Source organism: Bacillus cereus group sp. N14 (assembly GCF_016483555.1).
Lineage (GTDB): Bacteria > Bacillota > Bacilli > Bacillales > Bacillaceae_G > Bacillus_A > Bacillus_A wiedmannii.
On the sequence record NZ_JAEHBQ010000005.1, the window covers coordinates 67,649 to 89,198 of the forward strand.

Consider the following 21,550-nt stretch of genomic DNA (forward strand, 5'->3'; position numbering starts at 1 on the left):
TACCTTTCATCATAAATACATGTTAATAAAATGATGAATATCTTTTTTTCGTATTGCTTTACTTATAAGAATGTACTTATTTTTTCAATCCCTCATCTAACCACCATTTAAATTCACTTTCTTGTAATAGAGCATGAGCAGCATCCGGACCATACGAGCCAGACTCATATTCATGAAGAGGTAACAAGTTTTCTTCGAATGCTTCAAGTATTGGCTGCACCCATTCCCATGACAATTCAACTTCTCTCCAGTGTGCAAAGAATGTAGCATCTCCACATATAGCATCATAAATGAGTCTTTCATAAGCTTCCGGTATTCCCACTCCTGTTTGCTCACAAGTAAAATGAATTCGGATCGGTTCAAGCTCTCCATTGTTCAATGGATTTTTACTATTTAATTGGAGTGAAACATTTTCATTTGGGCTAATTTCAATGATTAACAAATTAGGCTCTGCATTAGGATTACTATCTTGATATTGCTGTTTTAACGTATTTTTAAATTCAATTACAATACGAGTAGACTTTTCTTTCATTCTTTTTCCTGTTCGTATATAAAAAGGAACATCAGTCCAAAATGGGTTATCAATCCATAAGCGAGCCGCAACATATGTATCTGTTTGAGAAGAAGGATTTACTCCTGGCTCCTCTCTATACGCTACAACTTCTTGTCCTTTTATCTCCCCTGAAGCATATTGTCCGCGAATGATATGGTTCTGAACGTCTTCTTTTTTCACTTTACGAAGAGTTTCCATTACCTTTCGTTTTTCCTCACGAATTTCACATGCATTTATCTTTTCCGGCAGATTCATAGCAGTCATCATTAATATTTGCAACATATGATTTTGAACCATATCGCGAATGGCTCCTGCATGATCATAATATGCTGCCCTTTCTTCTACCCCAACCGTTTCACTAGCTGTTATTTGTACATTCGCAATATGTTCTTTATTCCAAATCGATTGAAGAACAGGATTTGCAAATTCAAGTGCTTCAATGTTTTGAATCATCGGTTTACCTAAATAATGATCAATACGGTATATTTCGTCTTCTTCAAACGTTCGACTAAGCCTATCATTCAGCTCTCGGGCAGATGTAAGATCATGACCAAACGGTTTCTCAATCATCAGGCGCTTCCATCCATCCGTTCCATCGAGTCCACTTTCTTTAATATTTAAAGCAATTGTCTCAAAGAAGTCAGGAGTAACTGAAAGGTAGAACATTCTATTCCCTTGTATATTTTGTTCTTCTTCCCTTTCACGAACTACTTGTAATAACCTTTTATAATCTTCTGGCTTATTCACATCTAACGGACAATAACGAAAATACTCTAAAAAATCTTCTATTTTCGGAGTACCTTCTTCTCTGCGACGAGAAAAAGTTTCTATGGACTCTTTTATTCTTTTTTGAAAATCTAAATGAGATACTTCACGTCTTCCAAGCCCAATAACGGATATTGGCTTTGGAAGCTTTTGATCTCTATATAAGTTATATAGCGCGGGGTAAATTTTTCTTTTCGCTAAATCCCCTGTCGCTCCAAATAAAACAAAGGTCATCGATTCCAATTTCAGTCCTCCTCGTGATGTATAGTCATTGCCACTATAGTAAGAATGCATTGTACAGAAGCTACTATTATTGTTGATCCAATCTTACTTCTTAACTTCTAATTTTTTATAGTTGTCGCTTTCTAATTGTCCCCAATATTAATAGTGGCAATTCAAAGCATTTTTACCACATGCTACTTACCCACCTTTACTTATATAAAATAACTTAATTACTTTTAGTAATTTAATTACGTTATGTCTACCATATTAACTACATAGATTATAATCGTCAAGAAAAGTGTCTCGAATTAAAGATTTTTATTCCGTAACATCTTATTAGAAATATGTTCATGAACTGAATAATAAAAAGGCAAAACCGAACATATTCTTGTTCGGTTTTGCCTTTTTATTATTGTTTCAAATGATTTTTAACTGCCCTTATAACTAATTCATGATCTTCTTCTGGTGGTAACCCTGAAACTGTTATCATTCCAATAACTCCTACATCTTTTATTTGCACAGGAACGCAACCACCAAACGCAGCATAATCCGACCTATCTAAAAGATATTTTTCATTATATGGAATGCCCGTTATTTCACTTTGTATCTGCATATAATACGAGCTATGATTATGCAAAGAAACAACTCGTTTTTTACGCTCAATCCATTGCGTATTTTCCGCAGTCGTCCCTGTCATCTTGAAATGAAATAGTTGCACACCATTTTTCGCTATATCAACAGCAATCAATTTCCCTTCTTTCCTCGCTGTTTCAACGATAAATAAACCTATTTGCAAAGCATCTTCATTTGTAAAAGAGGCAAATTGAAGTGTTTCCTCCTCTATTAAAATTTGTTTACTAATTTCATTCAAATTTGAAGTACTCATATGTTTATCCCCCTTACTCACTTTATGTCACATTGATATTTTTGAATTTCTGTGACTCTATCGTACGCCCTTTCCATATAAGTAATACCGTAAAGCGTACTCTTTTCTTCTTGGTGCTATTATGAATTATATTTAACTCATTAAAAATGTATGTCCTCTAGCGCTAAACATTTCGTATAGAAGTTTTCTTCCAGATACTACTTGCAAACATAAAAAAACCAGTTACTTAAGCAACTGGTTCACTAAAAGTTTTATATGGGATATTCATTCAACCAAAGGAATGCTTGTTCATAATCATCGAAAAATTTTACAGATTCTTTTGTATTGGACTGTTGTAAATAATTCAGTATCTCCCCTTCTTCAAGGAGAAAAGCAATTGCCTTACTGTGATTCAAAATCGTTTCATTGAAAAACTTCTCTTTCCATGCTTTTTGAACAGAAAAATGATCTGGTATGTATCCTTTTCTATCGACCAGCAATTTGTATTTCCGCCCCTCGGAAATGAATTGCTGACAAACCTGCTCGAAACCATTAAACCATTTATAAACATCATCTGTTTTAATCTTGCCAATAAGACGGGTAACAATTATATCTCCTGAAATCGTTGTACTAATATTCAGTTTACTCAACTTGAAATCATCTCCCTTAGCTACAATTATGCGGAAATATCACATAAAATCAATAAGATAAAATTGTTTCGCATTAAAAAAGGACAGACTCTCCAAACGGAGAAACCTGTCCCAAAATCGTTCTATTTTATTTTGCAATAGAACTAACAATCGTGAATTAGAATAATGATTTAATACTTGCTAAAACAGTAAGTACACCTACAATAATAACAAATACGTTACTCATTTTCCCTTTGTATTTAGCTAGTACTGGTACTTTTTGAATCGCATACATCGGTAATAGACATAAGATAGCAGCAACTAATGGACCACTTAGAGAATCAATAATTCCAAGAATACTTGGATTTGCATAAGCAACATACCAGCATGTTAATACGACAAAAGTAAGGATTATTGTCTTAATTGTTTTTTCTTCTATATCTTTTCCACGTGTTTTACCGAACTTCATAATCACGTCACGCATTACCTCATATGCTCCGATATAGTGGCCAAGGAAAGACTTTGTAATAGCCACAAAAGCAATGATAGGAGCTGCAATAGTGATTACAGGCGAATTAAGCTCATTAGCAAGATATGAAAGGATTGATAAGTTCTGCTCTTTTGCCATTTTAATATCATCTGGAGTCAAACTCAATGTACTGCTCCAGACGAAGAACATAACAACCGCAAATGTCATGATATAACAAACCTTTTGTATTTGCGCACATTTAGCATCAGTAGCTTCTATCCCATACGTAGCTCTCTGTTTCACAACAAATGATGAAATCATAGGTGAATGATTAAATGAGAATACGATGATTGGTAGAATCATTAATATCGTTCCAAAATATCCTATTCCTGTTGAAGCAGTAGAAACAGCTGAAAAACTAAGCATTGACGTATTCCACTGTGGAATTAAAGATATTGCGATAAACAGTAGAGAAGCTATGAAAGGATACACTAGCATACTCATTACCTTTACAGTAATATCTTGACCAAAATTCAGTATAGCGATAAGACCAAGAACTAATACAAGTGATAAAATAGCCCTTGGAGGCTCTGGCATGTGCAATTGATGCACGATAAAACTACTTGCAGTATTTGTAAGTGCAACCGAATACATTAGTACGATTGTATAAATTGAACCGAAATATACGATGTTAAAAATGATACTCGCTTTATTTCCGAAATACTCTCTAATTGTACCTGTGATCCCCTCATCAGCAGAATTAGAAGCGTATATCATTTTAGCAAGTGCCCTATGTGAGTAGTACATAACTGGATATGCAAGCAATGTAATTAGTAGTAAAGATAATAAACCACCTGAACCTGCATTAATCGGTAAAAAGAGCACCCCTGCTCCAATTGCAGTTCCAAATAGGCTCAATGCCCATGTAGTATCCTGCTTATGCCACTTTTTCGGATCTGCATATTGCTCATTTTTTAGTGCGGTATTTTCAGCTTGAACTTCTATTTTCTTTGCAGTATTCCCGTTCATATAATAACTCCCCCTTGTATCTATTCCTGCGTCTCTTTTTATTGCTAACAAATATTTACCTTTTTGGATAATGAATTCCTTACAAGTTGCCCCACATTGTATGTCCTTCATCATAATGAATCCAAATTGAAACATTCGCTAGTTAGCGTCCTAACATAAATGTTAGCGTTCACAAAAAAGTTTACTCGTAATATCCGCTCTTTATATAAAGACCGCTTAAGAGAACAATATTGAATAGACTTCATAAATACGTTGCAACATTTCTAATAACAGTGTATTACTTTAATGGTTTCTCTGAATTACTTGTAACAGTAATTTCAGTTAAACCGGCCTCTCTTCATTTATGAGGCATTTCTTTCTCAATTCTATACATCACTTTAATAGCTTCGGCAGCATTTATGGTATTGATTACACAAGCCACTGAAGCACTTTACATACATTTCGCCTCTAACCACACACCTTTCTTACTAATAATCGCATTTTTTATATTTTCTCCAGAGATAATAAAATTTCTCTCGACGCACTCATTATAACGTGTATATTTATAAAATTAATATTTTTATATTTTCAGAAATATTAATTGGATATAATTTTACATGGATAATATTTTACAGTTAGTGCACAACCCTTGTTCCTATCGCTTAAAACGGAATTAATTAGCATAAAATACAGTAAAATATTGTTTATTTAAGCTACTCATTTTAAAAATATTTATATTTTTCTTTATCGAAAAATTTTATTTTAATTTTAAAAAGATATTCTACTAAATAATTAACGTGGTTAAAAAGAAATATCTTTTTAAATGTATAAACCAATTTTTAGGATATATATTATCAATATTGAATTCATATACACTTTTTAAAAACCTAATCTAAGCAAAAAATATAATAAGCTGCCCATATGGACAGCTTATATACAAAATGATTGTTATTAGGAGTGCGCAAACAAATCACTTCCATGTCATCTTAATTCGAGTTTTTTTAACTCTTCTTCAGGAATATCCCTATGTTTGTAATGAATCGTTTTTACATCATTTCCTTTTATACGAAAAGTAATTGTGTCCTCTCCATAAGGTGGATTATGTGCCCCCTCAAAAGTTTGAATTTGAACAGTTACATAAAAAATACTGTTTGTTTTATCTGTTTTTATTTCAAGTATTTTTTCAAAACCTCGATACCAAAGTTTTGGTTCCTTATAATAGTTTTCAACTTCTTTACTTATTGGCTCTAATAAGAGATTAATTAATACCTCTTTTAAAAACTGTTTTGGTACAGGTATTCTGTTGATCTTCTTTCTTTTTACATCTATAATTCTCCAAAAATCACCGCTCTTTTCAACGGTATAAAGAACATTCGTACCGTCCTCTTTCCAAAGATGAAAATACCCTTTATTTCCCTTAATATATAGTCGTGGTTCATCAATCCATGCCCCTTCTGTTTGAACTATCCCTAAAAACAGTTGAGTAAGCGGCGTTATCTTATAACCTAATTGATTAAAGTCACCAAACGAATAAAGTTCATAACCGGTTAAATCTATGTCAAAGCTTTCATTTCTATTATTTTCTTTTTTTACAATTGCTTGAGCGGAAATACAGGGTAATAAAAAACTCAGAAAACATATGACGCTAATTATTTTCATTTTCATACCATCAATCACCTCTTTTATTAAAATGCAACAAAAGAGATGATATTATTGCACAATCCACCCTATTAAAAATAGCTAATGTACGCTTTAAAATCCCCCATTAACTAGCTCTTTTATCGAGTTTAATTTTGCAGAAAGCTCAATAAACCATTCTTCATCTCCTGTTAATAACGCAAGATCTATAAGATAAAGGATTTGTTCCTTATTGATTACCTTTGATTCAGGGAGTTTGTTAACATGTTTACTAAAAAGTAAAATCGCTTCGTTCATTGTGTACTTGTCGTCACGTTTCACAATGCTAACTGTAACTACATCTTCTACTTCATCAAGTGATACAATGTAACCAACTATGAATTCACCCTCATTTGATATTCCACGAACCCAATCTCCCACTTTTAAAACATGATTATTATTTGACATCATACTTTTTCACCTTCTTATAAATATTTTTTGTAACGATAAAAAATATATAACAACTAAATTAAACTGTAATATTTTTATTTACAGTTATTTTTTAAGAACTCACGGCTACATAATAATTAAGCCGCTTAACGTTCTTGATTGATAAGGTCAACAACTTCTTTCATTGTATAATTCTTTAAATATTCACCTAGATGTTCTTCCGCACCTAAGAAAATAGCAAAAAGAACTTTCCGCATATTCGAACCTACAATACACTGATCATTTGATTCTGGACACTTCGGCTGCAATGCACCTTCAGAGGTTATTTGATACATATTCCAAAGATTAATTTCACTTAAATCACGGGCAAAAATAAAACCTCCACCAGTTCCCTCTTTTGATTGTATAAACTTATGTTTTTTTAACAAACTTAGCACTTTGCGAATGCGTACTGGATGAACACCTGCACTTGCTGAAATAGCATTACTTGTTGACATCCGATCTGGCTGTAAAGCTAAATAAGTTAAACTGTGAATGGCCAAGGTAAAGTCGCTGTTCATTGTTGTCCTCCTACGATAAAAAATATGATTTCTTGCTTAGTAACATACTGTAGCCATAAATATTACAGATAGGTTAGTCAAACGGTGAACTACCCACCACTTAGTACCTCTTACGAGCTTACTTGAAGTAGGGGCTTCTCGGTTCATCGCTACTTTTGATAGCTAACGAATTTGTCCTAGGACAGCCGAGCTAACTCCCTTGTTCCAAAGGTTATTTTATTACTATTTATGCCAACACTAATAAGCGGATGGCTTCCTTTTTGATATTGATCGCTGCATTATAATCACGGCCAATTGTGAGTCCACACAAACACGCATACGTGCGTTCACATAATGGCATTTCTTTTTTATTTCCACAATTACTACACATCTTTGTAGAAGGAAACCATTTATCTATTTTTACAAGCTGTTTTCCTTGTTCTTGTAGCTTATATGCTAAAAATGTCGTGAACATCCTCCAACCGTTGTCCGCTACACTCTTACCAAATCTAAATGCTCGTGACATTCCTTTCATATGTAAGTCTTCGATTGCTACAACGTCAAAACTCGTAGCTAATTCTTTAGACTTATGATGAAGAAAATTTTTACGTTGATTGGCGACCTTTTCATGCAACTTCGCTACACGAATTCGTTGTTTATTCCAGCGTTCTGAACCTTTCACACGTCTTGCTAATACTCGTTGTGCCTTCGCTAATTTCTCTAACATCTGACGATAAAAGCGAGGATAATTGGCTTTCTCATCTTCGCTACTCACGTACAATTCAGCCATTGCGAAGTCTAATCCAACTACACTTTGTACTTCTTTTTGTACAATCTCTTTTTCATATTCAGTCAAGATGGACACATAGTATTTACCAGTAGGTGTCATCGAAATCGTACACGATTTGATGATATGTTTTGGCGGGATTTCTCTATGTTGCTTCAGTTTCACCATTTTCAATTTTGGTAATTTGATATAACCATGAAATAACATAATATTTCCGTTTACTCGATTCGTTGTATAGGATTTTCTACTCTTTTTACTTTTGAATGTAGGAAAATCACTTTGACCACTAAAAAAATTCTTATAAGCAGTTTGCAAGTTTAATTGAGCGTTGGCCAATGCCAATGAATCAACTTCTTTCAACCATTCATACTCTGTCTTATATTTTGCAGGAGTAGGGAATTTTTCTTTCTTTAGTTCTTCCTTGTTCTCTTTATATTTTTCATATACTTCTTTTCGTTCAGCTAACATTTTGTTATACACAAAACGTACACACCCGAATGTTTTTCGTATGAGATGTGCTTGTTCTTCTGTTGGATACAGACGGAATTTATACGCCTTATTCTGCTTTGGCATATCCATTCACCTCATTTTCCATAAGCTATGACGGTGATCACACAACCTGAACACTACAAGATTATTATCTACTTTCATTGTTATACCAAAATTCCCCTCTTATAAGACTGATTATATCAGAGGCGAAATAAATAGGAAAACCAAATGTTTGGCTACGCCAAACCGAAATTCATCTCCGCAATGCCGCTAGACTATCGTGTTTCACACACCTGAGGAAGGAGACTTCTTTCGGATAATATGTTAAAATATTCAAGAATAATGCTTAGCATGAAAAAATAAATTCCTTTATATTCTATCAGAACTCCCCTATATCTCCTAACTTCATTTAGCTTTTTAAGTTGCAAATAAATTTAAACAGTCCACTGTTTCTTAACTTGTTCTTCTGCCAATTGTTTAATTTTTGTCCAAATCGTATCTTTACTCACAATAACATTTGTGTGATAGTTTCTATCTTTATAATTAACTGTAACACATACTTCAATCACTTCTGTTTCCTCCTTTCAAAATATTACTTATTAATTAGCCATTTTTTGCAATTCAATATTCAAAAATGTTCGAACGCTACGCGGTAAAAATTTACGAATTTCTTCCTCATTAAAACCAACCTGTAATCTTTTTTCATCCAGCATAATTGGACGACGTAACATTTGAGGATACTCAATTATTAATTTATAAAACTCATTAAGCGAAAGCGCCTCAATATTTATATTTAATTCCTGAAAAGTTTTAGATCTAGTTGAAATAATTTCAGTAGCACCATCTTCAGTTAAACGGAGAATGGATTTAAGCTCATCGACTGTAAGAGAATTTGATACGATATTTTTTTCGGTATAATCAATTTGATGTTCTTCAAGCCATGCTTTTGCTTTTCGGCATGAACTACAGCTTGCTGTCGTATATAAAACCACCATATTTTACACACTCCTTTACTTTTTAAAATTATTATATAGATTATTGAAATGTATTAAAAAAAATTACAGTTTAGAATGAAATACACGTTATATTATTTATTCGAGAATATTTAATTTATCTGTTTTTTACAAACGATGGCAACTCACTTCTAAAAACTATACTGTAATTTTAAACTTTACAGTTCAATTAATCAACTGTTAAGTCTTGGATGCATTCCATTAGCGAAACAAATTATATTCCACTTTATTCATTTCTTTCCTACATGTTTAGCATAATAAAAGCTACTGCATTGAACACAGCAACATTGTAGGAGGAAATACGCGAACAAAAAAGCAAAGCGCGCACACTTTGCTTCTTACAAAATCCCTTTTAACTTTTTACCAATTAACTCCGCTACATATTCATAACCTTGTCGGCCAAAATGTAAACCGTCTTTTTCATCATCTTCTACTAATCTTTTATAATGAGGCTCTTGAATCATTTCAGCATATAAATTTAGAAAATAACTTCCTGTTTCCTTCGCCACTTCCTCTACTACGTCTGCATACTGACCAAGTACTTTATTGGTTCTATTATGCTGGCGTTCTTCATCAACTGGTGCAGGACTAATAAGTAATACTTTTTCTGGTAAAATCATACTTACAATCTTCTCTAAATTGTCTTTGTATACTTGTAATGGTACTGGATCAAATAATACCGAATCATTCGTACCAAGAAAAACTGTTACAAAGTCTGGTTTATGTGATAGTACATCATCTTCAACCCTATGTAACGCATCGAACGTATTATCACCCGGAACCCCCGCATTTACCACCTTCCAATTTGAAAACATCTCCTGCAAACGCGGTGTTAACCTCGGCGTTCCATCAAAAAATATTTCATCAGCTGTAATACTATCACCGAAGCATACTAACGTTTTCATAGAGCTAAATCTCCTTTTACGTACGAAATAACTTTCCTTCTACCGCCTTAATATACCTTTCAGCAGAACGTTCCACTGCCTCATTTGCATTCTCTTTCACTACTCCGTGAAAAGCATTATATAAACGATTAAATTGTAATGGCTTCACTCGATTCGCCATTTCCTCCACTTTTCTCGCTGGCAATGGAATTAAGTTCGGATAGCTGTACATGAAACTCACCCACTGCTGATCCGCTACAACTTGAATAATATCACCTGTTAATAAAATACCGTTCCCATCATTTCCTTCTTCCCAATATAATACAGAACCACCGCTAAAATGTCCTCCAAGACGATGAATAGTAATTCCGTCCGCTAATTGTAAAGACTCGCCAGACCAGTAAATAATACGACTACTCGGGCGTACTACCCACTCTTTATCGTCTTCATGTATATAAATTGGTACATCAAACGTTTCTGCCCATTCGACTTGCGTTGAATAATAATGAGGATGAGATAGTGCAATCGCATCTAACCCGCCCCACTCTTTTATCTTCTCAATTGTCGTTTCATCTAAATAAGTAATACAATCCCATAATAAACGATAGGAACCTGTTTTTATGACAAATGCCGTTTGACCGATCGCAAATTTTGGTTTTGTCGTAATGCTATAAAGTCCATGCTCTTCTTCAATTATTTCATTTTTATATGTATCACTCGTTCGCAAGTTTTCTAAAGTCGTCCAAGATTGCCCTTTCGGATTCACATATTGTCTCTCCTCATCACAAATAACACAACTTACCGGTTCTTCCACACTCGCTGCATACTGTACGCCGCACGTTGTACAAACGAAATTTTTCATACTAATTCCCCCTATCCCTATATTTTTATTAAGCTGATTTTTGTTGATAATGATCTATTTTTTTATTTTCAATTAATAAACCTATTAGAGTTAGTAAGTAGACTGCTGTAACTGACAATGGAATTACAGTAAATCCATTGTCTGCAAAAAGAATCCCGCAAACTGACGTTACGAATATAGTCCCTACTGACAATAAACCATAACTTTTACTTTCATAAATCCAAACGTACGGTACAAAATGAACACCTATTAACATCGCTACTACGAAAGGTAACCACTCTGGAAATTGAAAATAGGCAAGTAATACAAACGGAATATTTAATACATTTATCCCACCAATTACTCCAGCTAAAGTCCCTAGCGGATTTCCTTTCGCAAACATATCAATTTTTAATATGGCAGCTATCATTAGGCCGCAAGGAAACACACAACCCATACCAATTAAATACACCCACACAACTTGCTTTTCTGAAAGAAGAACACCCGTTATACTCGCTACAACCCAAAATAAAATACCAGCTATTATAACTGGAAATCCTTTTTTCGTTCTTTGTGCTAAATCTCGTTTTGCTTCTGCTATGTTCATTTCACTATCTCCCCCAAACTATTTGTACTATAAAGCCGGCTCAATTTCGCCCATCCAATAACGCCAAGCTACTAAGTAATCTTCTAAATCTTTCGGGTGGTGTCTCAAACATGTATCTATACGCAAATATAATCCTATTACTATTTCCTCGTATAAATCTCGTTCTGTTTTATGAAATACACATTGTTTCATCACATAATCAATCGTTTCTTTTGTTATATCTTCAGGAGTTGAACAGAATGCATAAATTAAATCATATATAGGATCTCCTAGCACTGGTAATGGATCAATTACTCCATACAGCTCATTCTCTTGGAATATAAAATTATGAAATCCGAAATCACCATGTAATAAAAATGGCTGATTTACTCCGGCGTCCCTATTTGCTAGTTTAAGAACAATTCTATAATCTTCCTCACTTATGTAACGTCTTACATTTTCATAAGCTTCCATTACATTTGCCGTTAAAAATTCATTCCAACATTGAACCGGACTTTCTTTCCATCCCCAGCCTTCTGCCTCTGGAACAATTTTATACTTATTGATAACTTCTTTTACAAGTGTTCTAAGCGTACTTCGTTTATGTCCTTGTTCGCACGACGTACTCCCTTCAAGGAAAGAATACACAATATATGTATGTAAAGGTTCCTTATACAAAAGCTTTGAAAATAATGTATTCCCCTCATAAAAAGAAAGAAAATGAGCTTCTTCACATATTACTTCCGCTTCATTCAGCTTTACTACATATTTTTCATCCAACAAATATACAGTACTTGTCGTTCCTCCATTCAGCACTTTTACGCTATTTGGATCATGTGAAATAACTTTCTCCTTAACTAGTTGTGTAGCAATTATTGAAATATTCATTCCCTCACCCTTTAATTCCGAAGATTCCCTTAATTCAAAAGACAACTTTACTACTATTTGACAAACAAATAGGAAACCCCTTCCAAAATCTTAATATAACAAAAATTCATTTACTTTTATATTTCAAAAATAAGGAAATACTAACAACAACGTTACATACATATAGGAGGACAATATGAAACCTGAATTTTTAAAAGCTGTACATGATGCTATTGGAAATGTCGAACACATTCATATAGAAGAAAGCGGTGCCGACAGCCTACTTATCCATCATGATGATGCACAGCAGTTACAACAAGTCGCTAAAACGTTAGAAAACAACAATTTCCGCTCTGCTTTAAGAACAACTGGAGATGCTTCGTATATTGAAGTGTTGAACAGATAATGAAAGTCCGGATGTATTCTGGACTTTCTTTTTTTATCCAATTGTACTTATGTGTAGCAAACCATTTCATATTCTCCATGAAAATCCAAATAGTTATTGAATACTTATAAGATCATACTTTACCACTTCAATTCCCCCACACCTGGCTCAATAAACTTCCCTGAAGTACCCTCATTTGAATCTATTACCCAATCATATATATTTTGCGCTCCTTCAGCCGGAGTCATATTCGCATCAAAAGCACCAATGTCAGTCTTTAATTTTCCAGGGTGAATAGCAGTTACACGAATTCCTTTATCCTCAAACTCTTGTTGTAAGCAGAGTGTTAACATATTTTGTGCAGCTTTAGCAATTCGATAGGAATATGAGAACTGTCCTTGCGGAAACTCTTTGTTCGCCATTTTATGTAGTGATCCTAACCGAGAGGACACATTTATTATTCTCGGATGATCTGATTTAGCTAAAGCCACATATGTACCTTTTACAGCTCGAATTACGCCTAAGCAGTGAATATTAAATAAGTCGGTTAACTCTTCTGAATTTGTATGTAAAATCTCAGTCTCCTTTCCAGTAATTCCAGCGTTATTTATAACTAGATCAATATGCTCCGTATATTCCTTAAGCTGGTTCTTAATTTGCTCCGTACTCTCATCAATCGATAAGTCTGCCAATATAGGAAAACATCTACAACTAAATATTTGCTTCAATTGCGTTACCGCAACTTCAGTTCTAACTAACGGATAAACGATATGCCCATTTTCATGAAATACTTTGACTAACTGTAACCCTAAACCGCGATTTCCACCTGTAATTAGAACTCTCATATATCCATCTCCTTATTTTTAAAATAAATAAGAAAATCCATCCACTTATCCTTCTCTAAAGAAAAAGCCTCTCTCTTACATTCAAAAGAAAAGCCTGCTCTTTCCGCGAGATGAACGGATGGCTCATTATCAACACGTATATGTAATTCAATTCTATGAAAATGAAGACTATTAAAAAATAACGATAACGCGTTTTTCACACTTTCAACACCATATCCATTTTTCCAGTATTGATTATGTATGGAATACCCCATCATCGCCCATTGATAATCTATACGTAAAATTTTTATTAGCTCTAGCTTTCCAATATTAGCCCCGTCTTCTTTACGAAAAATACCTAATACATACATCTCATCTCGATGTGCTGCTTCATCAAAACCTCTTATCCATTCCGCGAACCATTCTTTTGTTGAAGACGACATGTCATGATAACCATCATCGTATTTATATTGAGATGGCAGCCTCTTATTAAATCCATCTAACCAACTTTCATAATCATCTTTTTGGAACGGACGGATCATAAGTCTCTCTGTTTCTACTTCTAATAATGGTAGCTTCATTTACCTCTCATCCTCGAATTATTAATTGAATATTCTTTATTATCTTACACAAAATACAAAATCTAGTAAATTATTATGTTCCTTACAAACAAAAATCCAGTCATGCTCTCACTGCATAACTGGATTCCTTATCATCTAATCACTTTTTATTTTACAAGTACATCTTCCCTTAATTCCCTCTTCAACACTTTTCCTAAAGCATTTTTCGGTAATTTGTCCATAAATACAACTTCGGGTATTTTATAACTTGCTAGTTTTTCTTTACAGTGCTGCATAATTTCTTCTTCTGTTAAAGACGTTTGCATGTCTTTTACAATGTACGCTGTCGGAATCTCTCCCCAAAAGTCATTTGGAACCCCAACTACTGCAACTTCTAAAACACCATGTATTTCATGAATGACATCTTCTACTTGATCTGGATATACGTTGTCACCACCGCGTATGATAACGTCTTTATATCTTCCCATAATATGCAGGAATCCGTCGTCATCTATCATGCCAGCATCGCCCATGTTAAACCAATTATCTTTTACTACCTTCTTTGTCGCCTTTTCATTATTCCAATATCCTTTAAACATGTATGGACTTCTTACATGAATTTCGCCAACTTCATTTGTTGTTAGTTCATCACCTGTTTCTGGATGAACAATTTTCAGCTCTACATGTTTAAGCGTTTTTCCTACAGAAGACATCTTTTCTTTCCCCATCATTGGATGCCAAGAAGTTACAACCCAACCTTCCGTACTACCATAGCCTTGCACCATATATATTCCTTTTTCCATATATTTTTGAATGAGTGTTTCTGGCACTTTTGTACCACCACTTTGCGCTACTTTAAAAGTCGAAATGTTACGTTCTTTTTTATTTAGCTCATCAAGCATGTAGCTATAAACAGCCGGGAATGCAAGCATTGTCGTAATTTTCTCTTCTTCAATCTTATCCCAAATAAGAGTAGGATTCGGATCAGCTAAGAATATCATCGTAACGCCATGATAAATACAATTTAAAATAGAAAGCACGCCACTCATATGAAACAATGGATGCACGGATAAAAAGCGCTCACCTGCTGGAATTTCTCTTTGTCCTGCAATCTCAGCAAAATAATGATGTAAGTTTTTATGTCCAATAACACATGCTTTCGCCTGTCCAGTCGTTCCTGAAGTAAATAAGTAAATCGCATCATCCTCTTCATGAACTTCTACGTTCGGTTCTGTCATTGGCTGTTCTTGTAATGTTAATTCAAATGAACCAAAACCTTCTTCTGTCGTTTTAATTACATAAGAGATTTCTTTAACAGCATCAATCTTTAATAAAACTTCTTTAAATTCTTCATCAATAACTAACACTTTTAATTTTGCTTCTTTTACAATCGTTTCTAATTCAAAAGCAGTAAGCTGATGATTTAGCGGAATACATACAGCTCCAATTTTTAAACTTGCCATCATAACGCTTGGAAACGGATGATTATTTTTGCATAGTATTCCAATACGATCCCCTCTTTGTACACCGTTATGTAGCAAATAGTGTGCAAGCTGATTTACTCGTTCATTATACTGCTGAAACGAATACCTTTTCTCTCCCCCTACAAGCGCTTCCAAATTTGGTGATTGCATTGCTCTTTTTTGTAATAATTTTTGCATCGTTCTCAAGTAAAACTCCCCTTTATATATGTTAGGTTTTTTATTTTACCAGATTAACTATTAATTTACTAAAGATTACACTTAGTGAATATAAATTTAATAAAAATAGCCATCTACTTAACAAGTAAATGGCTATTTCCTCTTATATATTAGAATACTCCTTATTCATCACATATCGTACGTACTCAGGTGCACTTTTATCAATCTCTTCATCACTTAATTTATATTCGGCACCATATAAATAAAATGAAGGTATAAATTTCATATCTGTATATAAGCAAGTAGCTTGAAATGGTTTCGTTAACTCTTCCATTGTAATTCCGCTATTTTCATAGTCTTTTTCTAATCCACCTATAGAAATAGCTAGACCAAATTCTTTCCCTTTCACTTTGTCTCCTTTTGATCCGTACGCAAATCCATATGTTAATACATCGTCAAACCATTTTTTTAATAATGGTGGTGAACTGTACCAATAAAGCGGAAATTGAAATATATATCTGTCATGTTCTACTAATAGCTTTTGCTCTTCTTCGATATTAAACTCCCAATTCGGTGCCGCTTTATATAATTCATGCACCGTTATTTCATCCGAATGTTTCTCAAGTTCTTCGATCCATCTTTTATTAATTTTTGATTTTTCAATATCAGGGTGTGCTACAATTACAAGTGTTCTCATCATCTTCCATCCCCTTTTTAAATTATTCAATCCTTTACGTATTAGTATGAGTGAGTCACATATAATTGAAAAGTACGTACTTTAAAGTGCTATAGGAACCTTAAAGTACCTGTGGAGGTGTTATATGAATCAAAATGATAATTGCCCAATCGCAACGACACTCGACGTGATCGGTGGAAAATGGAAAATTTATATTTTATGTGTTTTGGCGGATGGAAAAATGCGAACCAATGAAATAAAACGAGAAATTCCAAACATTACACAAAAAGTTCTCACACAGCAACTTCGGCAACTTGAGGCTGATGGGATTATCCATCGTACTGTATATCAAGAAGTACCACCAAAGGTTGAGTACACAATAAGCGAACATGGAAAATCTTTAATGCAAATTATGGATGAACTATTTGAATGGGGAAAAGACCATCAAATGAAAAGATTACATGACTAACAGAACATTACCGTCTTTATTAAATCTTCTACATTCATATTAGTGGTTCAATATTTCTACTGAAATGTTATAGTAGAGGTACTCCAACAACTCGTAATTTAGAACCCCAAATCTTTCAGAAGTAAAAAACAATAACATTCATCTATAAATACTCTTTATAACAAAAGTATCCTATACTTTTTACCTTATATTTCCTTCAGACACTTTTTATTAATTGAACCGCATCCTAGTTGTTGTTAGACATATAGTCAACAATTTGGGATGTGGTTTTATTATGCCTAGAAAAATACAGGCTATCTCATAGTCATAGTAAAACATCATCACTGCATTTGACACTATATATTGATTACCACTAATCTTTTAAAATATCCCCCTATGAATGTATCCTTTTGCGAATTATAACAATAACAAATAAAAATTACCGATATAATAATCTGAAGTGGAATATGCACAAATATCGGGACTTTCTTCAATCCTATTGCTACATGCTCCATATAATTAACAGCAATCATAAGTGACAAATGGGCTACAATTGTGTGCGAATTCAAGAAAAATTAAACCCTCTATTACCTAAAGAATTTAGGCAATAGAGAGTTTAGGTGTTTTGAAATATGTCCTGTTTTAGGGATTCACTTCATATAAAGAAACATCTTTAATAATGATTATTTTAATACCAATCTTTTTCTTAACTATCACCCTAGTAACTGGTCGGTGGGGTTTCTTTTTTAGGAGCTTACTAGCTAGTTTTATAAGTTAGCTAATAGCTCTCATCGCTTTTCAAAAATCACGACAGTAGACAACACACTTTGCAAAGAGTGCCTGTACAAGACATTTTTTTACATAGACTTACCAAATAGCGTTTTTATTAAAAAACTTCTCACATTTAAATTGGACAAGCATATTTTATTGTATGGGGACTCCCTACTCATAGAAAACTACCTTTCTATTCTAAGAGCACGCATAAATGTGTGCTCTTAAATTGTTTACAATGGAGTAAAGAGTTTATTAATTTTCTTAATTCACTATTGGAAAAGTATCCATAATAATCTCTTTACATTCATCTATTTTTTGATTTTTATAAAACTATATTATTTTGGAGTTGGTTAATACGTTACAAAAAACTGACCGTGTAATTATTATGGCCCCTCCATTTTCACAAGTGTTTGTTACATTTTACTCCTCATCAGGAGAGCTTCTTTCATCACAAGTCTTATCTAATACCTCTCCATATCCTGTATCAATGTATGCACTTAATGAAATTGAAAGCGAATTATTTGAAGTGGAGTTAAAGCCACTACCATTTCCTTCCAACTACGAATAGTGGAAAACCCTTTACAACTCCCAGAAGGAACTCGATAGGCTTTTTAACACCAATAGTACAAGCAGAAGAAGCTGCAGACACGCTATATACCTTTAATTCCACATTTACTATGTAGACTTTTCCAAGGAACTTCATTTTAGTTTCCAAGGAAACTAAAATGAAGTATAATTATATACGTACAATAGATAACTTTCACAATTTTTTACATTAGCTCTTAGTCACTTAAATAAATGGAGGGCATGACATGGAAAATTATTATGATGTAGCGGTAGTTGGTGGTGGTCCAGTTGGACTTATGGCAGCATGCGAATTAGCTATTCAAGGCGTAAAAGTTATTGTTTTAGAGAGAAGATTAGATCGAGTACGAAATTCTAGAGCACTAACACTACACCCCCGCTCACTGGAATTGATGGCCATGAGAGGCATTGAAAATCGATTTTTATCTAGAGGTAAGAAATTAGATACAAGTCATTTTGCTGCCTTAGATACAAGATTAAACTTTAAAAATTTAGATACTGATTTTCCATATACACTTTTTATTCCCCAATCTATTACAGAAGAAATATTAGAAGAACGTGCATTGGAATTAGGTGTAGACATTAAACGTGGGCATACTCTGAAAGACTTAAAACAGTATGAAACATTCGTACAACTAGAAATAGAACAAAGAGACACAATATATAAAATAGAAGTTCCATATGTAATAGGAGCTGATGGAGCAAGAAGTGTAGTACGTGAATTATCAAATATACCGTTTAATGGAACAAACACAACAACTACTGCTATATTAGGCGATGTTATTTTAGAAAATATACCAGATACTCCATTTTTATCTACTTCTAATATAAATGGGATATTAATAATGGTGCCTATTGCACCTGATGTATTTCGTTTTGCAATTGTTGATCCTAAGAATCAGACAATACCCGTTCATGTTGCTGTTACAGAAAAGGAGTTTATAGATAGTATTTATAGTATTACAGGTGAACATCTTCAAATTAAGAGCACAATATGGCTTTCTCGTTTTGGCAATGCAACCAAATTAGCAAATACTTATCAACATAAGCGTGTATTCTTAGCAGGGGATGCAGCACATATTCATTTCCCTGCTGGAGGACAAGGTTTGAATGTAGGTTTACAAGATGCTTTTAATATAGGCTGGAAATTAGGACTCGCAATAAAACAAAAAAAATATAAAAGCCTATTAGAAAGTTATCATATTGAACGACATGCTGTGGGAAAACAATTTTTCAAGGAAGTACAAGCGCAAGAACAATTAATGATAAACTTTTCAAACGCAGGAATGGAATTAAGGGAGTTATTTTCGCACTTGCTTACATACCCCGAGGTAAATCACGATTTATCTGAAAGAGTAAGTGGTTTAGGGGTTATGTATTCGTCGATGCACGATACAGATAGGCATCCATTGATAGGAAAAAGATGTACAAATCTCACTATTTCTTCTCAAAATAAGAAAAGTTATAAACTCTTTGAATTAATGAAAGATGGTAAATTTATTTTATTAATTCACCCTTCTTATATAGATAAGATAAATAAAATGAATATTGATTCGCACATAAAGATAGTTGTAGGAGAAATACAAGATTCCGAGTTAAAAATATAGATACCATTTTGATTCGACCAGATGGTCACATAGCCGATATTAAGTATACCAAGGTAGATAACTGCGAATAGTCCGGAAAAATGATTATCAATTGTATTAGTAATACAAGATAAATTCACTTTTATAAAACGAAAAGAATCCTATTTATTTAGGACTCTCTTCGTTTTGCCCATCTCACTATTTATAAAAACATATCTACAAGGGAAGAAACACTAAATTTACAGCTAACTATAACATCCCGTTCCAAAGGGCTACCCAAAACTCCCCACCTACATACTCTCATGATCATAAATATTTGTCTCTATTTCATATAAAGTATTATAAGCATCCATAAAGATAAAGCACCAAGGATAGCAAGCACTATACGAGTAGATAGTACCCTTACTTCAAAATCGGTTTTCTTGGATGGTTCAGGATATGCAATTACATAAATCCCTTTTAATAGTGCGAGCCATGCAATAAGTGTAATAAGTCCCTGCCAATTAAGTGTCCAAACATTATGTAGGATAACCGTACCTAACCCGAGGAAAATTGATAGAAAGCCATACATAATTCCAAATCCTCTGTCTTCTACCACTAATTTTTTCAGTTCACGTAGTATAGATGGTCGCACAAAAAGTATTCCTGAGATGATAACCGTTATCCACCCCCAAAAAAATCCTAAAAAAAGGCTTACCTCCATTGTTACTCCACTCCTTTCAATTACATTTATATTTCAGTTATTTTCCCTTTAGTATTAGATCTATAGATAAAAAACTAAAAATGTAACTTTGGAGTAAAGTCGTACTCTTTATAAAATATTTCATGTGTACATAAATAATCTTTCACCTTACTAATTTTTAATAAAATAATATTAAATTTAACAAGGTGAAGATCATACAATATTATGAAATAAAATAATCTAATTAAGAAGTATAACAAATTAATAACCAGTCTACATACACTTATGTTAGTAAGAAAACCACATACACTTATACATATTACTTTTGTATAAAATCTTAAAAATTGTAGTCATAGAATTACTTTAGCATCCTCTTCTTAATATCTAGACAATCAGTATTTAAACTAAACATGCTAATATTGATTTTGTGCGATTGTCAGTTACCTCATAATAAATTTCTAACCCTTTCCGAGTACCTGTAACGACTTTCGTAGCTTTTAGTTTAGATAAATGTTGACTAATTGTACTTTGAGGCATTTGTAACATTTCATACATTGTCGTTACGTTAATAGGACCTTTTGCAAGCATTATTTTTACTAATGATAAGCGGACAGGATGTGCTAATACCTTCAATATTTCAGTGATTTCTTCATACATTTCTTTCATGTTTTTTCTCCCCTTTTATATACATATTTATGTTATCCACATATATAATTCGAAGGTATATACGATTTTATGTCCGTCATTTTAAAAAAAATATAAAAAACTTTTCCCCGAAACTAAAGGAGTATCTTAACATAATGTCT

At 33.4% G+C, this 21,550-nt stretch carries 22 protein-coding genes and 1 pseudogene; 3 read left to right on the forward strand and 20 right to left on the reverse strand.

Annotated elements, in window-relative coordinates; genetic code table 11:
* Nucleotides 1-76: 76 nt before the first annotated feature.
* The 14 genes from zwf to JDS82_RS09875 all read right to left on the reverse strand — a co-directional run bounded on the left by zwf (nucleotide 77) and on the right by JDS82_RS09875 (nucleotide 12,605).
* A complete protein-coding gene (gene zwf / locus JDS82_RS09810; RefSeq protein ID WP_048560047.1) occupies nucleotides 77-1,561 on the reverse strand; it encodes a glucose-6-phosphate dehydrogenase in 1,485 nt (494 codons plus the stop codon).
* A 388-nt stretch (nucleotides 1,562-1,949) separates the two neighbouring features.
* Nucleotides 1,950-2,426: a heme-degrading domain-containing protein gene (locus JDS82_RS09815; protein ID WP_048560048.1), complete on the reverse strand. Its 477-nt coding sequence runs from the start codon at nucleotides 2,424-2,426 to the stop codon at nucleotides 1,950-1,952.
* A 251-nt stretch (nucleotides 2,427-2,677) separates the two neighbouring features.
* Nucleotides 2,678-3,085 carry an STAS/SEC14 domain-containing protein gene (locus JDS82_RS09820; RefSeq protein WP_239661422.1) on the reverse strand — a complete coding sequence of 136 codons (408 nt, stop codon included), beginning with the start codon at nucleotides 3,083-3,085 and terminating at the stop codon, nucleotides 2,678-2,680.
* A gap of 127 nt (nucleotides 3,086-3,212) precedes the next feature.
* On the reverse strand, nucleotides 3,213-4,532 hold the full coding sequence (locus JDS82_RS09825) for an aromatic amino acid transport family protein (protein WP_199713157.1): 1,320 nt from the start codon (nucleotides 4,530-4,532) through the stop codon (nucleotides 3,213-3,215).
* 960 nt (nucleotides 4,533-5,492) lie between these two features.
* Nucleotides 5,493-6,176: a DUF3888 domain-containing protein gene (locus JDS82_RS09830; RefSeq protein ID WP_048560051.1), complete on the reverse strand. Its 684-nt coding sequence runs from the start codon at nucleotides 6,174-6,176 to the stop codon at nucleotides 5,493-5,495.
* An 87-nt stretch (nucleotides 6,177-6,263) separates the two neighbouring features.
* Nucleotides 6,264-6,599, reverse strand: coding sequence for an IDEAL domain-containing protein (locus JDS82_RS09835; protein ID WP_048560052.1), 336 nt, complete (start codon nucleotides 6,597-6,599; stop codon nucleotides 6,264-6,266).
* A 125-nt stretch (nucleotides 6,600-6,724) separates the two neighbouring features.
* Nucleotides 6,725-7,138: an Rrf2-family transcriptional regulator SaiR gene (gene saiR, locus JDS82_RS09840; RefSeq protein ID WP_048560053.1), complete on the reverse strand. Its 414-nt coding sequence runs from the start codon at nucleotides 7,136-7,138 to the stop codon at nucleotides 6,725-6,727.
* 226 nt (nucleotides 7,139-7,364) lie between these two features.
* Nucleotides 7,365-8,477 (reverse strand): RNA-guided endonuclease TnpB family protein, encoded by a 1,113-nt coding sequence (locus tag JDS82_RS09845; protein WP_199713158.1) that lies wholly within the window; start codon nucleotides 8,475-8,477, stop codon nucleotides 7,365-7,367.
* 350 nt (nucleotides 8,478-8,827) lie between these two features.
* Nucleotides 8,828-8,962, reverse strand: coding sequence for a BA3454 family stress response protein (locus JDS82_RS09850; protein ID WP_000573513.1), 135 nt, complete (start codon nucleotides 8,960-8,962; stop codon nucleotides 8,828-8,830).
* A gap of 30 nt (nucleotides 8,963-8,992) precedes the next feature.
* Nucleotides 8,993-9,388 carry a transcriptional regulator SpxA gene (gene spxA / locus JDS82_RS09855; protein WP_048560056.1) on the reverse strand — a complete coding sequence of 132 codons (396 nt, stop codon included), beginning with the start codon at nucleotides 9,386-9,388 and terminating at the stop codon, nucleotides 8,993-8,995.
* Nucleotides 9,389-9,744: 356 nt separating this feature from the next.
* The gene (locus tag JDS82_RS09860; protein ID WP_199713159.1) at nucleotides 9,745-10,311 is read right to left on the reverse strand and encodes an SGNH/GDSL hydrolase family protein; all 567 of its coding nucleotides are present in this window, start codon (nucleotides 10,309-10,311) and stop codon (nucleotides 9,745-9,747) included.
* A gap of 16 nt (nucleotides 10,312-10,327) precedes the next feature.
* Entirely contained in the window at nucleotides 10,328-11,152 is an 825-nt protein-coding gene (locus JDS82_RS09865; RefSeq protein WP_199713160.1) for an MBL fold metallo-hydrolase, read from the reverse strand.
* Between the two features lie 28 nt (nucleotides 11,153-11,180).
* Nucleotides 11,181-11,738, reverse strand: coding sequence for a DUF7010 family protein (locus tag JDS82_RS09870; RefSeq protein WP_199713161.1), 558 nt, complete (start codon nucleotides 11,736-11,738; stop codon nucleotides 11,181-11,183).
* Between the two features lie 27 nt (nucleotides 11,739-11,765).
* Entirely contained in the window at nucleotides 11,766-12,605 is an 840-nt protein-coding gene (locus tag JDS82_RS09875) for a phosphotransferase (protein ID WP_199713162.1), read from the reverse strand.
* A gap of 175 nt (nucleotides 12,606-12,780) precedes the next feature.
* On the opposite strand from JDS82_RS09875, the gene JDS82_RS09880 reads away from it, so the two are divergent.
* A complete protein-coding gene (locus JDS82_RS09880) occupies nucleotides 12,781-12,990 on the forward strand; it encodes a hypothetical protein (RefSeq protein ID WP_000801653.1) in 210 nt (69 codons plus the stop codon).
* Nucleotides 12,991-13,109: 119 nt separating this feature from the next.
* On the opposite strand, the gene JDS82_RS09885 is transcribed toward JDS82_RS09880, so the two are convergent.
* From JDS82_RS09885 to JDS82_RS09900, 4 genes are all read right to left on the reverse strand, one after another.
* Nucleotides 13,110-13,814 (reverse strand): SDR family NAD(P)-dependent oxidoreductase, encoded by a 705-nt coding sequence (locus JDS82_RS09885; RefSeq protein WP_199713163.1) that lies wholly within the window; start codon nucleotides 13,812-13,814, stop codon nucleotides 13,110-13,112.
* The gene (locus JDS82_RS09890; RefSeq protein WP_061672766.1) at nucleotides 13,811-14,374 is read right to left on the reverse strand and encodes a GNAT family N-acetyltransferase; all 564 of its coding nucleotides are present in this window, start codon (nucleotides 14,372-14,374) and stop codon (nucleotides 13,811-13,813) included. The genes JDS82_RS09885 and JDS82_RS09890 overlap by 4 nt, the downstream gene beginning before the upstream one ends.
* Nucleotides 14,375-14,520: 146 nt before the next feature.
* Nucleotides 14,521-16,023, reverse strand: a complete 1,503-nt coding sequence (locus tag JDS82_RS09895) for a class I adenylate-forming enzyme family protein (RefSeq protein WP_001259940.1) — start codon at nucleotides 16,021-16,023, stop codon at nucleotides 14,521-14,523.
* A gap of 133 nt (nucleotides 16,024-16,156) precedes the next feature.
* On the reverse strand, nucleotides 16,157-16,690 hold the full coding sequence (locus JDS82_RS09900; protein WP_048560108.1) for an NAD(P)H-dependent oxidoreductase: 534 nt from the start codon (nucleotides 16,688-16,690) through the stop codon (nucleotides 16,157-16,159).
* 124 nt (nucleotides 16,691-16,814) lie between these two features.
* Here JDS82_RS09900 and JDS82_RS09905 point away from each other — a divergent pair, with 124 nt between their 5' ends.
* Nucleotides 16,815-17,138, forward strand: a complete 324-nt coding sequence (locus tag JDS82_RS09905; protein WP_098057259.1) for a winged helix-turn-helix transcriptional regulator — start codon at nucleotides 16,815-16,817, stop codon at nucleotides 17,136-17,138.
* Between the two features lie 1,565 nt (nucleotides 17,139-18,703).
* Nucleotides 18,704-20,154: pseudogene (locus tag JDS82_RS09910) on the forward strand (FAD-dependent monooxygenase).
* 230 nt (nucleotides 20,155-20,384) lie between these two features.
* Here the strand turns inward: JDS82_RS09910 and JDS82_RS09915 are convergent.
* Both JDS82_RS09915 and JDS82_RS09920 read right to left on the reverse strand, forming a co-directional pair.
* Nucleotides 20,385-20,765 (reverse strand): hypothetical protein, encoded by a 381-nt coding sequence (locus JDS82_RS09915; RefSeq protein WP_048525572.1) that lies wholly within the window; start codon nucleotides 20,763-20,765, stop codon nucleotides 20,385-20,387.
* Nucleotides 20,766-21,143: 378 nt separating this feature from the next.
* Nucleotides 21,144-21,410 carry an ArsR/SmtB family transcription factor gene (locus JDS82_RS09920; protein ID WP_048560064.1) on the reverse strand — a complete coding sequence of 89 codons (267 nt, stop codon included), beginning with the start codon at nucleotides 21,408-21,410 and terminating at the stop codon, nucleotides 21,144-21,146.
* Nucleotides 21,411-21,550: the final 140 nt, after the last annotated feature.

Bases quoted from the DNA above. Each gene is read 5' to 3' on its own strand.
- JDS82_RS09865 (WP_199713160.1), bottom strand. From the start codon at position 11,152: ATGAAAAATTTCGTTTGTACAACGTGCGGCGTACAGTATGCAGCGAGT.
- JDS82_RS09875 (WP_199713162.1), bottom strand. From the start codon at position 12,605: ATGAATATTTCAATAATTGCTACACAACTAGTTAAGGAGAAAGTTATT.
- JDS82_RS09900 (WP_048560108.1), bottom strand. From the start codon at position 16,690: ATGAGAACACTTGTAATTGTAGCACACCCTGATATTGAAAAATCAAAA.
- saiR (WP_048560053.1), bottom strand. From the start codon at position 7,138: ATGAACAGCGACTTTACCTTGGCCATTCACAGTTTAACTTATTTAGCT.
- JDS82_RS09815 (WP_048560048.1), bottom strand. From the start codon at position 2,426: ATGAGTACTTCAAATTTGAATGAAATTAGTAAACAAATTTTAATAGAG.
- JDS82_RS09880 (WP_000801653.1), top strand. From the start codon at position 12,781: ATGAAACCTGAATTTTTAAAAGCTGTACATGATGCTATTGGAAATGTC.
- JDS82_RS09870 (WP_199713161.1), bottom strand. From the start codon at position 11,738: ATGAACATAGCAGAAGCAAAACGAGATTTAGCACAAAGAACGAAAAAA.
- JDS82_RS09835 (WP_048560052.1), bottom strand. From the start codon at position 6,599: ATGATGTCAAATAATAATCATGTTTTAAAAGTGGGAGATTGGGTTCGT.
- JDS82_RS09890 (WP_061672766.1), bottom strand. From the start codon at position 14,374: ATGAAGCTACCATTATTAGAAGTAGAAACAGAGAGACTTATGATCCGT.
- spxA (WP_048560056.1), bottom strand. From the start codon at position 9,388: ATGGTGGTTTTATATACGACAGCAAGCTGTAGTTCATGCCGAAAAGCA.
- JDS82_RS09905 (WP_098057259.1), top strand. From the start codon at position 16,815: ATGAATCAAAATGATAATTGCCCAATCGCAACGACACTCGACGTGATC.
- JDS82_RS09830 (WP_048560051.1), bottom strand. From the start codon at position 6,176: ATGAAAATGAAAATAATTAGCGTCATATGTTTTCTGAGTTTTTTATTA.
- JDS82_RS09885 (WP_199713163.1), bottom strand. From the start codon at position 13,814: ATGAGAGTTCTAATTACAGGTGGAAATCGCGGTTTAGGGTTACAGTTA.
- JDS82_RS09915 (WP_048525572.1), bottom strand. From the start codon at position 20,765: ATGGAGGTAAGCCTTTTTTTAGGATTTTTTTGGGGGTGGATAACGGTT.
- JDS82_RS09920 (WP_048560064.1), bottom strand. From the start codon at position 21,410: ATGAAAGAAATGTATGAAGAAATCACTGAAATATTGAAGGTATTAGCA.
- JDS82_RS09845 (WP_199713158.1), bottom strand. From the start codon at position 8,477: ATGCCAAAGCAGAATAAGGCGTATAAATTCCGTCTGTATCCAACAGAA.
- JDS82_RS09825 (WP_199713157.1), bottom strand. From the start codon at position 4,532: ATGAACGGGAATACTGCAAAGAAAATAGAAGTTCAAGCTGAAAATACC.
- JDS82_RS09860 (WP_199713159.1), bottom strand. From the start codon at position 10,311: ATGAAAACGTTAGTATGCTTCGGTGATAGTATTACAGCTGATGAAATA.